At 63.8% G+C, this 12,562-nt stretch carries 14 protein-coding genes; 9 read left to right on the top strand and 5 right to left on the bottom strand.

Translation table 11 applies throughout. The annotated features are described in order from the left end of the window. The first annotated feature begins 1 nt into the window (after position 1). The 3 genes from AAZU54_RS11900 to AAZU54_RS11890 are packed head-to-tail and all read left to right on the top strand — an operon-like array spanning position 2 to position 1,321. Positions 2–565 carry a GNAT family N-acetyltransferase gene (locus tag AAZU54_RS11900; RefSeq protein ID WP_186554116.1) on the top strand — a complete coding sequence of 188 codons (564 nt, stop codon included), beginning with the start codon at positions 2–4 and terminating at the stop codon, positions 563–565. Between the two features lie 31 nt (positions 566–596). Beyond that, entirely contained in the window at positions 597–800 is a 204-nt protein-coding gene (locus AAZU54_RS11895; RefSeq protein ID WP_186554115.1) for a hypothetical protein, read from the top strand. Next, on the top strand, positions 782–1,321 hold the full coding sequence (locus tag AAZU54_RS11890; protein ID WP_186554114.1) for a hypothetical protein: 540 nt from the start codon (positions 782–784) through the stop codon (positions 1,319–1,321). The genes AAZU54_RS11895 and AAZU54_RS11890 overlap by 19 nt, the downstream gene beginning before the upstream one ends. 68 nt (positions 1,322–1,389) lie before the next feature. Here the strand turns inward: AAZU54_RS11890 and AAZU54_RS11885 are convergent, their stop codons facing one another. Further along, entirely contained in the window at positions 1,390–1,863 is a 474-nt protein-coding gene (locus AAZU54_RS11885) for a DMT family transporter (RefSeq protein WP_186554113.1), read from the bottom strand. Between the two features lie 88 nt (positions 1,864–1,951). On the opposite strand from AAZU54_RS11885, the gene AAZU54_RS11880 reads away from it, so the two are divergent. Together AAZU54_RS11880 and AAZU54_RS11875 are read left to right on the top strand one after the other, a co-directional pair. After that, complete coding sequence (locus AAZU54_RS11880) at positions 1,952–2,869, top strand: LysR family transcriptional regulator (protein ID WP_186554112.1); 918 nt, start codon at positions 1,952–1,954, stop codon at positions 2,867–2,869. Between the two features lie 80 nt (positions 2,870–2,949). Beyond that, the gene (locus AAZU54_RS11875; protein WP_186554111.1) at positions 2,950–3,342 is read left to right on the top strand and encodes a lysozyme inhibitor LprI family protein; all 393 of its coding nucleotides are present in this window, start codon (positions 2,950–2,952) and stop codon (positions 3,340–3,342) included. A 46-nt stretch (positions 3,343–3,388) separates the two neighbouring features. On the opposite strand, the gene mnmH is transcribed toward AAZU54_RS11875, so the two are convergent. Continuing rightward, positions 3,389–4,501 (bottom strand): tRNA 2-selenouridine(34) synthase MnmH, encoded by a 1,113-nt coding sequence (gene mnmH / locus AAZU54_RS11870; RefSeq protein ID WP_434727193.1) that lies wholly within the window; start codon positions 4,499–4,501, stop codon positions 3,389–3,391. Then, positions 4,501–5,535: a selenide, water dikinase SelD gene (gene selD / locus AAZU54_RS11865; RefSeq protein ID WP_392463434.1), complete on the bottom strand. Its 1,035-nt coding sequence runs from the start codon at positions 5,533–5,535 to the stop codon at positions 4,501–4,503. The genes mnmH and selD overlap by 1 nt, the downstream gene beginning before the upstream one ends. Positions 5,536–5,773: 238 nt before the next feature. Here selD and AAZU54_RS11860 point away from each other — a divergent pair, with 238 nt between their 5' ends. Genes AAZU54_RS11860 through phnE form a run of 4 tightly spaced genes read left to right on the top strand, consistent with a single transcriptional unit; the run spans position 5,774 to position 9,004 of the window. Continuing rightward, on the top strand, positions 5,774–6,628 hold the full coding sequence (locus tag AAZU54_RS11860; protein ID WP_186554108.1) for a putative selenate ABC transporter substrate-binding protein: 855 nt from the start codon (positions 5,774–5,776) through the stop codon (positions 6,626–6,628). Continuing rightward, positions 6,625–7,419, top strand: coding sequence for a phosphonate ABC transporter ATP-binding protein (locus AAZU54_RS11855; RefSeq protein ID WP_434727192.1), 795 nt, complete (start codon positions 6,625–6,627; stop codon positions 7,417–7,419). The genes AAZU54_RS11860 and AAZU54_RS11855 overlap by 4 nt, the downstream gene beginning before the upstream one ends. After that, positions 7,413–8,240 carry a PhnE/PtxC family ABC transporter permease gene (locus AAZU54_RS11850; protein ID WP_405130292.1) on the top strand — a complete coding sequence of 276 codons (828 nt, stop codon included), beginning with the start codon at positions 7,413–7,415 and terminating at the stop codon, positions 8,238–8,240. Before AAZU54_RS11855 ends, AAZU54_RS11850 begins: the two co-directional genes overlap by 7 nt. Further along, positions 8,237–9,004: a phosphonate ABC transporter, permease protein PhnE gene (phnE, locus tag AAZU54_RS11845; RefSeq protein ID WP_392463429.1), complete on the top strand. Its 768-nt coding sequence runs from the start codon at positions 8,237–8,239 to the stop codon at positions 9,002–9,004. Before AAZU54_RS11850 ends, phnE begins: the two co-directional genes overlap by 4 nt. Positions 9,005–9,010: 6 nt before the next feature. On the opposite strand, the gene AAZU54_RS11840 is transcribed toward phnE, so the two are convergent. Both AAZU54_RS11840 and AAZU54_RS11835 read right to left on the bottom strand, forming a co-directional pair. After that, the gene (locus AAZU54_RS11840) at positions 9,011–9,901 is read right to left on the bottom strand and encodes a bestrophin family protein (RefSeq protein ID WP_186554104.1); all 891 of its coding nucleotides are present in this window, start codon (positions 9,899–9,901) and stop codon (positions 9,011–9,013) included. A 186-nt stretch (positions 9,902–10,087) separates the two neighbouring features. Continuing rightward, entirely contained in the window at positions 10,088–12,496 is a 2,409-nt protein-coding gene (locus tag AAZU54_RS11835; protein ID WP_434727191.1) for a TonB-dependent siderophore receptor, read from the bottom strand. Between the last annotated feature and the right edge of the window lie 66 nt (positions 12,497–12,562).

The raw sequence follows: 12,562 nt of genomic DNA, 5'->3' as shown, positions 1-12,562 counted from the left end.
CGTGACCCAACCCCGCAGTTTCCCCAGTGACCTGTGCCTTGAAAGCCCGCGCCTGCAACTGCGCCCCATGCGCCATGCAGACGCTGCGCAGTGGCTGGCGATCATGGCCGATCCGCAGGTCATGCGTTACTGGCACCACGCACCCTGGCAAAACCTCGCCGAGGCCGAAAGCGCACTGGCCGCCGACCGCCAAGCCTACGCCAATGGCGAGCTGCTCAAACTGGGCATGTACCGCCGCGACAACGGCGAGCTGATCGGCATGGTCCAGCTGTTCAACATCGATGATATTTCCCGTCGCGGCGAGATCGGCTACTGCCTGGCCAGTAGCGTGCAGGGCCGTGGCTACATGGACGAAGCCCTGACCTGCTTCATCGACTACCTCGCCCACACCCTGCACATGCGCCGCCTGGAAGGCGAGATCGACCCGCGTAACCAGGGCTCGGCGCGCACCCTGGAGCGCCAGGGCTTCGTCCTTGAAGGCACCCTGCGCGCGCGCTGGTGCGTGGCGGGCGAGCTGTCCGACTCAGGGCTCTACGGGCTGTTGCTGGAACCGCCTGTTGCATAGGCGAATAGCTACTTTTCGGGGGACAGTTTTCGTGTCGCTGGTGATCAGTCCGTTGCTCGAAGACCTGCAACTGACTGACATCGACCAGGCCATGAAGGCTGCGCCCGCGCTCATCACCCAGGGCAACACCGTGCCCATCCAGGACTCTGAGTGGTTTGAGCCAGGCACAGCCCTGGGGTATGGTCGCAGCTTGTCCCGTCTGCTCCTGGTGCGACCTTGCCCGCTTTCTACCTGACTTTCAGCCTGCTGTTGTACCTCGTCAGCTTGTACTTCGAGGGTGCCGTAATGAGCGCCGGGCGCCATATGCCGGCCTTGCAGATGCTGCTGTACGGGCCGTGGGGCGTGCCGTTCGGCTTGTACCAGTGGTTCGCCAATCCGTTGCTGGCACTGGCGGTGCTGGCCCACCGACGTTTTCGCCGGCTGGCGCTGGTACTGGGGTTGGCGGCGTTGTACCTGGCGGCCAGCAGCCTTGGCATCGATCGGCTGCCGGATAACCGCAGCTATGCGTTCCAGGATTTGATTGGCTTTGGTGCAGGTTTTTATCTGTGGCTGGGGGCGATTGCGCTGTTTTGCCTGGGCCAGGGTTGGTGGTGCTGGAAGGCTCGCAGCAGCACTGACATGCCCGGCTGGCGCTGGCTCGATGTGGCGCTGATCGCGGCGCTGGGGGTGGCGGTGTATGCCGGCACGCAGATGCCCTCGCTGCGTTTTCAGGTCGATAAGGTATTGATGCCGCCCGAGCAGCCGCAGGCGTTTTGAACTGCATCAGTGCTAGGCGCGGGCCTGTCCCGCGATGAGGTCAGCACTGCCAACAGCACACTGGGGCATCAGCGCGAGGTGCCCCACTGCACCACCAGCATCCCCAGCACAATCATCCCCACCCCCACCAGCCGCCAGACATTCACCGGCCGCTCCGGTAGACCCATCAGCCCCCACTGATCGATCAGCAGCGACGACAGCACCTGCCCGGCAATCACGCAGACGATGAATCCCGCCGCCCCCAGCCGGGGCGTCAGGACCAATGCAGCGGTGATGTACAGCACCCCGGCCACGCCGCCAAACCACGCCCACCAAGGCGCCTGGGCCAGGCTCTGCAACTGCGGCAGCGGTGCGCGCATCACCAGCAGCGCTGGCACCAGCATCAACAAACTGACCAGCAGCGACACCCCTGCGGCCCACAGCGGATGGCCCAACAACCGACCCAGGGCGGCATTGCTGCCGGCCTGGAATGGCACGGCGGCGCCAGCCAGCACGGCAACGAGCAATGGCAGCAGGGCAGATAGAGCTAATGCTTGCGGCATGATGTTCTCCAGTAAAAGGGCTGGTTTCAGTCTCGGTTATCCATTTCAATGATGGAAATTCGAAGTCTGCACAGGCTGTATTCGCACCATGGATGATCTGCGCCGTATCGACCTCAACCTGTTGTTGACCCTGCACGCCTTGCTCAGCGAGCAGCACGTCTCGCGCGCGGCCTTGCGTTTGCATCGCAGCCAGCCGGCGGTGAGCCATGCGTTGGCGCAATTGCGCGAGATCTTCGCCGACCCGCTGCTGGTCCGGCGCGGCGGGCGGCTGCACTTGAGTGCCCGTGCGCAAGCCTTGCGTGAGCCTCTGCAACACGCCTTGCAGCAACTCGATGGTCTGCTCGGCAGCCCAGGGTTCGAGCCGGGCAGGGCGCGGCGAACGTTTCGCCTGGCGATGTCCGACTATGGCGCGCGGGTAGTATTGCCGGCGTTGATTCGCGAACTGCGCCAGGATGCCCCAGGGGTGGACTTGGTGGTTTCCCAGGGCAGTCGCGAGGCGATGCTGGGGCAACTGATCGATGGCGAAGTGGATCTGGCCCTGGGGGTGTTTCCCGAGCTGCCTTCTGAGGTGCAGTGCCAGGTACTGTTCGAAGAGTCGTTCGTCTGTCTGGCTGACCGGCGTGGCCTGCCGTCGCGGGGTGGGCTGACCCTGGCGCAATGGCTGGCGCGCCCGCATGTGCTGGTGGCGGTCCGTCCGGGTATCGACAACGAGATCGACCTGGCCCTAGAGGCGCTGGCTGAGCAGCGCCGGATTGCCCTGACGCTGCCGCACTGGGGCGTTGCCCAGACGCTGATCGCGGGCACCGACCTGATTCTTACCGTGGCCCGCCGCAGCCTGCTCGGCACCCGCCTCGACCCCGCCCTGCGCAGCTTCGCGCCGCCGCTGCCGATTGCGCCGTTTGCCTTTGCCCAGGTTTGGCATTCGCGGCGCGAAGGCGATGCTGGGCATGCCTGGCTGCGTGAACGAGTGCGGGTTCTGAGTGAGTGTAGTGCCGGGGCGAGCTGATGCTGATGTTTGTTCGGCGTGGTTGGCCAGTTGCCAGAGAATGCTAGGCTGGTTGCCAACTTTGAATGCAAGGACCCGCCATGCTCAGCCGATCCACTATCGCCAGTGCCGCCCTACTGGCGTGCTTTGCTTGCCAAGCCCAGGCCGAGGACTACTCGCAAACTTACACCCAGTGCATGGACAAGGCCTCCAGCACATTGGCCATGGGCGCATGTATCCAGGCCGAGACCCGCTTGCAGGATGAGCGGCTGAACCGGGTGTACAAGCAACTGATGGCCAAGCTCGATAAAGAGCAGAAAACCAACCTGCGCGATGTGCAACGCACATGGATCAAGTACCGCGACGGCAACTGCGCCTTCCACGGCCGCTTGAGCAGCGGCAGTATCTACCGCATCGAAGGGGCCATGTGCGAAATGGACATGAGCCGTGACCGCGCGGCGGAGCTGGAGCGGGTGCTCAGCCCGGGGCAGTGAGGGAAATCGAGGTGACTGCCAACGGCCAAGTCACCCTTGTCTGACGTTATCCACGAGCCTGGCGCTGGTGGCGAGCCTTCAGATAGGCCTGCACCTCTATTGCATCCCCAGCAAACTCGATGCGTTCGGCCTTGGCCGAGCGCTGGTAGGCATACATCGGATCGTAATACTCCTTGAGCAACCCCTCGATCCACCCTCGATGCAGCTCCACTGCACCACTGCGCAGCTGCTCATCAAGGGCCAGCTTGAGCCATTCAGCCAGCCGCTGGAATCGCTCGCCACCCAGCCGCTTGTGGATATTGGCCATGCTCTGCAGCATGCGTTCGGCATACAGCCGAGGGCCATGCTCAGGCCCGTGCAGGTCAACGAACTCGGCAGACAGATGGATGACATAATCGCGCAGGATGCGCTCGACCCGGTTGGCAAAACTGTCTTCCAACCACACCAATGGATAGTGCTGCATGCCTTGGTAGAGCTCCAGCGGCAGGGTGCAACTGCCAATGATCCGCCCTTCATCCTCCAGCACGAATTGCTCGATGCCGCGCGCGCGCTTTTTCAGCACATCGATGGCCAGGCGGTTTTCGAAGTCGATCTGCACCGGCTGGGCGCTCGCGCGCTTGCCGAAGCTCGAGCCGCGATGATTGGCGTGGCCTTCCAGATCCAGCACATTGTTCAGTTGGTGTAGCACCTCAGTCTTGCCAGTGCCAGTCAAACCGCCGAGCAGGACGAAGTCGCATTGGGCTGCGGCCTGTTGAGTGGTCTGCAGTAAAAACGTACGCATGGCCTTATAGCCGCCCCTGACCCTGGGGTAGGCGATGCCCACTTCTTCACGCAGCCACTGCTGCACGATCAGCGAACGCAGGCCGCCGCGAAAGCAGTACAGGTAACCATTGGGATGAGCCTTGGCAAAGGACGCCCATGCGTATAGCCGCTCGTCCTTGGTCGCGCCGCTGACCAGTTGATGGCCGAGGCTAATGGCCGCGGCCTGGCCGTGCTGTTTGTAGCAAGTACCGACTTTCTGCCGCTCCTGATCGTTCATCAGCGGCAGGTTGACCACGCAGGGGAACGCACCCTTGGCAAACTCGATGGGCGCACGCATGTCCATCATTGGCGCATCATCGAGAAACAGCTGGCGGTAGTCGGAGCAGTCAAGGCGCATCAAATCACCTCGACCGCGTGGCGCTGTCGTTCGACCAGCTCGCCAATCGGCGACAGCTGCAGGCCAAGTTCAGTGGCCACCGCCAGAAACTGCGCCTCACCCTCCGGGCTGACCGCCACCAGCAGGCCGCCGCTGGTTTGCGGATCACACAACAGCTGTTGCTGCTGCTCGCTCAGCACGCCGATCTTGTGCCCATAGCTGTCGTAGTTGCGCAGGGTTCCGCCAGGGATGCAGCCCTCGGCCAGGTAGTGCTCGACGCTCGGCAGACGCGGCACGGCTCGATAATCCAGGCGCGCCGTCAGGCCGCTGCCTTCAGCCAGTTCCACCAGGTGGCCCAGCAGGCCAAAGCCGGTCACGTCGGTCATCGCCTTGACTCCATCGAGCTTGCCAAAGTGGCTGCCTGGGGTGTTCAGGGTGCACATCCAGTCCCGCGCCAGGCCCTGGTCTTGCTCGCGCAGCTTGGCCTTTTTTTCTGCCGTGGTAAGGATGCCGATGCCCAGCGGTTTGGTCAGGTACAGCCGGCAACCGGCCGTGGCGGTGTCGTTGCGCTTGAGATGGCGTTTGTTGACCACGCCGGTCACGGCCAGGCCGAAGATCGGCTCAGGGGCATCGATGGAATGTCCGCCGGCCAAGGGGATACCGGCTTCGGCGCAGACTGCGCGCCCACCCCGGATGACTTCGCGCGCAACTTCGGGCGGCAATACGTTGATCGGCCAGCCGAGGATGGCGATGGCCATCAGCGGGTCACCGCCCATGGCATAGATGTCGCTGATGGCGTTGGTGGCGGCGATGCGGCCGAAATCGTACGGGTCGTCGACGATTGGCATGAAGAAGTCGGTGGTCGAGACCACCCCGCGTTCATCATCCAGGGCATAGACGGCAGCGTCGTCACGCGAGGCGTTGCCGACCCACAGGTTCGGATCTAGGGCCTGACTGCCGCTCTCGGCGAGGATCACATCCAGCACCTTGGGCGAGATCTTGCAGCCGCAACCGGCGCCGTGGCTGTACTGGGTAAGACGAATCGGCTCGCTCATACGCACCTCGCATTGTGTGTTGGGCGAGTCTAGCAAACCTGGCGTTTGGGCCATGGGCACTATACTTCGACGGGTGTTGCGGGGCGTCAGGGTTGGCCTCATCGCGGGGCAAGCCCGCTCCCACGCCTTTGAGTTCTCAGCCATCTGCGTGGGAGCGGGCTTGCCCCGCGATGAGGCCGGCACTACCGCCAAACTGGCAACACCCAGTCTTCCCCGTCCTCGAACCGGAGAAACTCCTATGCTCAAACGTCCACTGGCGCTCGCCGCAGGCCTTGTGTTCTCGTGCTGTGCTGTCCTCACCCAGGCCGCCGAAACCCTCAGGGTCAGCGCCATCCCCGACGAAGCGCCCACCGAACTGCTACGCAAGTTCAAGCCACTGGGCCAATACCTGCACAAGCAGTTGGACATGGAGGTGAAGTTCGTGCCAGTGGCCGACTACCCGGCAGTGGTCGAGGCCCTGGCCAGCGACAAGCTCGACCTGGCCTGGCTGGGCGGTTTCACCTTCGTTCAGGTGCACCTCAAAGACCCCAGCGCCACCCCGCTGGTGCAGCGTGAACAAGACGCCAAGTTCACCAGCAAATTCATCACCGCCGACCCCAATGTGAAGAGCCTGGCCGACCTCAAAGGCAAGACCTTCGCCTTCGGCTCTGTCTCATCGACCTCCGGCAGCCTGATGCCGCGTTACTTCATGCTCAAGAACGACAACATCAAGCCTGAAACCTACTTCAGTCGCGTGGCCTATTCCGGCGCCCACGATGCCACCGTGGCCTGGGTCCAGGCCGGCAAGGCCGATGCCGGTGTGCTCAATGCCAGTGTCTGGCAGAAGCTGGTCGACGCCGGCAAGGTCGATACCGACAAGGTCAAGGTGTTCGCCACCACACCGACCTACTACGACTACAACTGGACCGTGCGCGGCAACATGGACGCCGGCTTGAAAGCCAAGATCAAGCAAGCCTTCCTCGATCTTGATCCGGCCAACCCTGAGCACAAGGCGATTCTCGATCTGCAGGCCGCCAGCCGCTTCATCGAAACCAGCCCTGATAACTACAAGGGCACTGAAGAAGCCGCACGCGAGGCCGGGCTGCTCAAGTGACTATTCGCCTGCATGGCGCGAGCTTGCGCCACGGCCAGGTGCGTGCCCTGGAGGCGCTCGATCTGCTGATCGAGCGCGGCGAACGGGTGGCGATCATCGGGCCCTCGGGGGCGGGCAAGTCCAGCTTGCTGCACCTGATCGCCACAGCCGTTCGGCCTAGCGCCGGTCACCTGGAGGTGCTCGGTGAGCAGCCCTGGGCACTCTCGGCGCGCGCGCGTCAGCGCTTGCGGGCGCGGGTCGGCCTGGTGCACCAGGCGCCACCGTTGCCTTCGCGCCAGCGTGTCATCACCGCGGTACTGGCTGGCCGTCTGGGGCAGTGGGGCATGCTGCGTGGGCTGCTCAATCTGATCTATCCCACCGACGTGCCGGGTGCGCGGCAGGCGTTGGCGGCGCTGGGTATGGCAGACAAGATGTTCGTGCAATGTGGGCAACTCTCTGGCGGCCAGTTGCAACGCGTGGGCATCGCTCGGGCGTTGTATCAGCGGCCCGAGGTGTTACTTACCGATGAGCCGGTGTCGGCCATGGATCCGGTACTCGCCGAGCACAGCTTGAGTCTGCTCAATCGCCATGCCCAGGCGCATGGCGTGACCTTGGTCGCCAGCCTGCACGCGGTGGAGCTGGCGTTGGCGCACTTTCCGCGCATTGTGGGCATCCGTGAGGGGCAAGTGGTGTTCGACCGCCCGGCCAATGAGGTCAGCGTGGGCATGCTCGATGCGCTGTACGCCAACGAGCAGTTGCTGGCGCCGACGACAACGGCGCCGAGCATCGTGGTGCAGTTGCCACGATGCTGAGTGTCGAGCGCCGCGACCCGGCTGCGCTGCCTCGGCTGCTGTTTACCTTGCTATGCCTGGCGCTACTGTGGCCGGGGTTGCAACTGAGCGAGCTGCACCCCGGCGTTCTACTGCAGGCAGAAAACCGTCGGCAGATGGCCAATTTCCTCAGCGCGTTCTGGCCGCCTGCGCACGATCCAGCGTTCCTGTCCTTGTTGTTCGAAGCCACGGTACAGACCCTGGCCGTGGCCACTGCGGGCATGGCGTTGGCATTGATCCTGGCGCTGCCGGCGAGCCTGCTGGCCAGCCGTGCGCTGTCGCTGCGCGCCGCCTCCAACGCCGGGCGGCTGACAGCCGGCTCGCGCCTGTTGCGTCTGCCCGTGCGCGGCGTGCTGATCTTTTTGCGCAGCGTGCCGGAGATCGTCTGGGCCTTGCTGTTCGTGCGCGCCGTCGGGCTGGGGCCGACCGCTGGCGTGCTGGCGATCGCCATCACCTACAGCGGCATGCTCGGCAAGGTCTATGCGGAGATTTACGAATCGGTCGACCAGCGTCCGGCGCACGCGCTGCTGCAAGCGGGCAGCGGTCGATTGCTGGCGTTCTTCTACGGCATCGTGCCGGGGGCGGCGAGCGAGCTGGTGTCGTACACCGTGTACCGCTGGGAGTGTGCGATACGCGCCTCGGTGGTGATGGGCTTCGTTGGCGCCGGAGGCCTGGGGCAGCAGATCGATCTATCGATGCGCATGTTCGCTGGGGCCGAGGTGGCGAGCATGCTGCTGACCTTCCTGCTGTTGGTGATGCTGGCAGACCTTTTGAGCCGCTTTCTGCGCGGGAGGCTGGCATGAGCCGGGCGATCAACCTGCTGGTGTTACTGGCGATTGTGCTGGCGGGGGTCGCTTCGTTTGGCTATCTGGAGCTGGATCTGGCCGCAGTCATGGGCAGTGGTGGACTGGCGCAGATGGGCGAGTACGCGACGCGCTTTCTCAGCCCGGACGTGTCTGCCGAGCACTTGCGCGCGGTCGTGCGGGGCGCGCTGGAAACCTTGGCCATGTCTGGTCTGGGCACCTTGCTGGCGATGGTGCTTGGTTTGCTCTTGGCGTTACCTGCCGCGGGGCGTTTCGGCTGGCCGCTGCAAGGCGTCGCGCGCCTGCTGCTCAATGCCTTGCGGGCGATTCCCGAGCTGGTCTGGGCCGCCTTGACCGTGCTGGCCGCAGGCCTGGGCCCCAATGCCGGCACCCTGGCGCTGGCGCTGCATACGACCGGCGTGCTCGGCCGGCTGTTCGCCGAAGCGCTGGAAAACACTCCCAGCGAACCTGCCGAGGCGATCCGCTTGCACGGCGCCAGCCAAGTCGCGGCGTTTTGCTACGGCACCCTGCCCAATCTCTGGCCACAGATGCTTGCCTACAGCTTGTACCGCTGGGAGAACAACATTCGCATGGCCAGCGTGCTCGGCTTTGTTGGTGCGGGTGGCTTGGGGCAGATGCTCTACACCACCCTGAGCCTGTTCCAGGAAGCCCAGGCCAGCACCGTGATCATCGGCATGCTGGTGCTGGTGTTGCTGGTCGACGCACTGAGCGACCTGCTGCGTCAGCGTTACGTGCGCGTATGAGCGGCTTCATTGCACCCGTTCGCCGCACTGCGCCTCACGCTGCATCGACTCCAGATTGCGCTCGATGGTCTCGCAGATGGTGTCCATCTGAATCTGGTGCTCGCTGAAACGAAACGGGCTCTGCAGGTCGGTACCAATCCGCTCGATCGCCAGCAGCATGAAACCGACCACGGTCGAGGCCAGTGGCGTGAACCAACCCAGCGACTCCACCAGGCCAATCGGCACGATCAGGCAGAACAACGAAATGAACAGCCGCGGAAAGTACACGTAAGGGTAGGGCAGCGGCGTATTGGCGATGCGCTCCATGCCGCCCTGGGCGTTGGACAGGTCCACCAGGGTCGACTCCAGCCGTGCCAGGCGAATGCTGTCCAGCCGCCCGGCCTTGTATTCACGCGCCAGCAGCGCGGCTGAGCCGCTGAGGATATCGTTGGCGAAATTGTTCGAACGATTGCGCCGCTCGAACTCCTGCGGCGGGATGAACGCCATCAGTTCGTCCGGGCATTTCTCCCCCTTCAGGTGCGCCGCCAGACAGTTCACGTAAGCCACATGCCGGCGTAACAAGGTGGCCTTGACCGGGTTCAAGCCCTCGTCGCCGTCGTCGATCAGCGTCAGCACCTGGCGGGCGAAGCTGCGCGAACTGTTGACCAGCGCACCCCACAGCGTGCGCGCCTCCCACCAGCGGTTGTAGGCACTGCTGTTGCGAAAGCTCACCAGCACCACCAGCGCAGAACCGAGCAAGGTCAGCGGCATCAGTGGCAGGGTGAACTTGCTGTTGAAGAACAGCATGAAATCGATGGTGACCAATACATCCCAGATCAGCAGCCAGAACAGCGACCAGCCGATATAGCCGAAGGTCTTCACCACCAGGCGGATCTTGCGCGCGATGATCTCTTTCAAACGGCGAACCTCGAAACGAAGCGGATGCAGGTTCGGACGCCGGCTGGCGGGCAAGGTTCGCTGCTGTTCGTCGCGCGGTGTTTCCAGAAGTGTGCGAGAAGCAAAGATCGTTTTTGCATCCGCGCCCTGGCGTACATCGCCAAGGCACGGTCACCAGTTGCGGCATCGCTAAAGGATCGGGCTCACTCAATAGGCGTAGCGCAGGGTGGTCATGAAGTTGCGCGGGGCGCCGTACAGCCCGGCTGCGGTGGTCGAGTAGTACTCCTTGTCGAACAGGTTGTTGACGTTCAAGGTCGCCGACAACGACGGGCTGATCTGGTAGCGCGCCATCAGGCTGGTCAGGGCGTAGCTGCTCTGGGTGGTGGCGTAGCTGGTGTTGTAGCCCGTCTCGCTCTGCCAGTTGACACCGCCGCCGACGGTCAGCTTGTCGAGCGCGCCCGGCAGGCGGTAAGTGGTGAACAGCTTGACGCTGTTACGCGGGATTTCGGTGACGATACGCTTGTCGTCGTCATCGAAACTGACGCTGTAGGAGTAACCGCCGGTGAGCTGCCAGCCCTCGCGGATTTCGCCGTTGAGTTCCAGCTCGACCCCTTCGCTGGTGGTGCCGCTCTCGGCACGGTAGGCCTGGAAGTTATTAGGCTGCAGGTTGTCGCCATCGGCCACGGCGAGGTTGTCCTGCTCGACCCGGAACAGCGCCAGGCTGGCATTGAGCCGACCTTCATAGAAGCCTGCCTTTAGTCCAATCTCATAGCCGGTGCCTTCCTGCGGATCGAGTGGCGAGCCGCTGACATCGCGGATGTTGGCATTCTGCGGGTTGAAGATCTGGGTGTAGCTGGCATAGGCGGTCCAGGTATCGTCCAGGTCGTAGACCAAGCCAGCATAGGGAATGACGATGCCGGTCTCGGTGCGTTCGGTCTTGGTGGTCGCGCCCCCGTAGATGCGGTTGGTGGTTTCGCGGTTCCAGTCCACTACGCGGGTGCCGAGAATCAGGCTGGCCGCGTCGGTCAGGTGCCAGCGCGAGGTCAGGTAGGCGGCGTACTGGGTTTCGGTCAGGTCACTCTCGCCGATCTTGGTAAAGCGCGGCTTGGGCGCTTGGCCGTTCCAGGTGTAGATGTTGTCGATGTCGCCATCGTAGGTGCCGCGCCGCTGCCAGCCGCCGTAGTTGGCGGTGCCACGTTCTTCGATGCGCGACAGGGTTACGCCAGTGATCAGCTCATGCTCGCGACCCAGGAAGGGAAACGCGCCGGTCAGGTAGGCATCCAGGTTGTCCTGCTCGGGGCTGGCCTGCCAGCGGGTCGGCATGAGAAAGGCCCCGGCGCCGGTGGCGGCATCGATATCGCCGGTCATGTAGGTGGCCACGGTGTCGTAGTCGTTGCGCGCATGGCTGTATTCGAGCTTGCCGCTCCACCCGTTGGCGAAGTGCTGTTCGATCGAGGTGAACAGGCTGCTCTGCTTGCGATCGTAGTAGGACCAATCCGGCGAGCTGTTGAACGAGCGCTTGATGTCGGTCAGCGCGCCAGTGGTGGTGAACAGCGGAAAGCCGGTGCGCATGGGGGCATTGGCATGGGTCACCTGATGGCTGAAGCCGAGCGTCAGCAAGGTCGACTCACTCAGGTCGAATTCACTGATGCCGTACAGGGTGGAGATTTCCTGATTGAAGCGGTCGATCCAGGCATGCTGGTCCTTCTGATCGGCGACGAAGCGTCCGCGCACATTGCCCGCCTCGTTCAGCGCACCGCCGACATCCACGCTCAGGCCGTAGCGGTCCCAGCTACCGGCCTCGGCTGACAGCAGCACTTGCGGCGCTTGGGTGGGCCGCTTGCGGATCAGGTTGATGGTTGCCGACGGGTTGCCCAGGCCGCTGATCAGGCCAGTGGCGCCGCGCACCACTTCGACCCGGTCGTACATCGCGGTGTTCTGGGTGTAGTTGTCCATGCGCGAGGAGGTCGGTACACCGTCGATCTCGTAGTTGCTGATGGCAAAGCCACGGGACAGGTACGGCGTGCTGTCGGCGCCGATGCTCTCGCGGATGACGGTGATACCGGCGGTGGCGTCCAGGGCGTCGGTGAGGGTGTCGAGCTTCTGGTCTTCCATGCGTTGGCGGGTCAGCACGGTGACCGACTGCGGGGTCTCCTTGAGCGACAGGTTAAGCCGCGTCGAGCTGCTCGAAGACTCGGTGGTGTACGAGCCAGAGCCCTCGGTGGTCGCCCCCGGGGCCTTGCCGGAAATGCTCAGTGGCATCAGCTCCATCGCGCCGTTGGCCGCAGAGGCAGTCGGCAGCAACACATAGCCGCCATTACTCTGCCGGCTGGCTTGCAGGCCACTGCCGCCGAGCAAGCGCGCCAGGCCTTCCTCCACGCTGAAGGTGCCTTGCAGGCCTGGCGAGCTGAGCCCCTGGGTCTGCTCGCTGGCGAATGACAGGGTCACCCCGGCGGCGCTGGCGAACTCGCTCAAGGCTGTGCCCAGCGGCCCGGGTACAATCTCGAAACGGGTCGACTGCTGGACTTGCGCCGCAACGCTGGCAGGGGTGAAAGCGATCAGGGGCACGCCGAAGAGGGCCAGCTGGACGGCGCGGGCCAGGGGAAGACGAGACATCGAAAGTTCCTTGGGGTTGGCAGGGCACAGTGCGGCAGTTATCGCCGCTTCAGTGCTTGGCCGAAT

The sequence above is a fragment of the Pseudomonas sp. Je.1.5.c genome, from assembly GCF_051129895.1.
Taxonomy (GTDB): domain Bacteria; phylum Pseudomonadota; class Gammaproteobacteria; order Pseudomonadales; family Pseudomonadaceae; genus Aquipseudomonas; species Aquipseudomonas urmiensis.
Note: the sequence above shows the minus strand (reverse complement) of the source record. Positions and strands in the feature narration are given on the sequence as shown.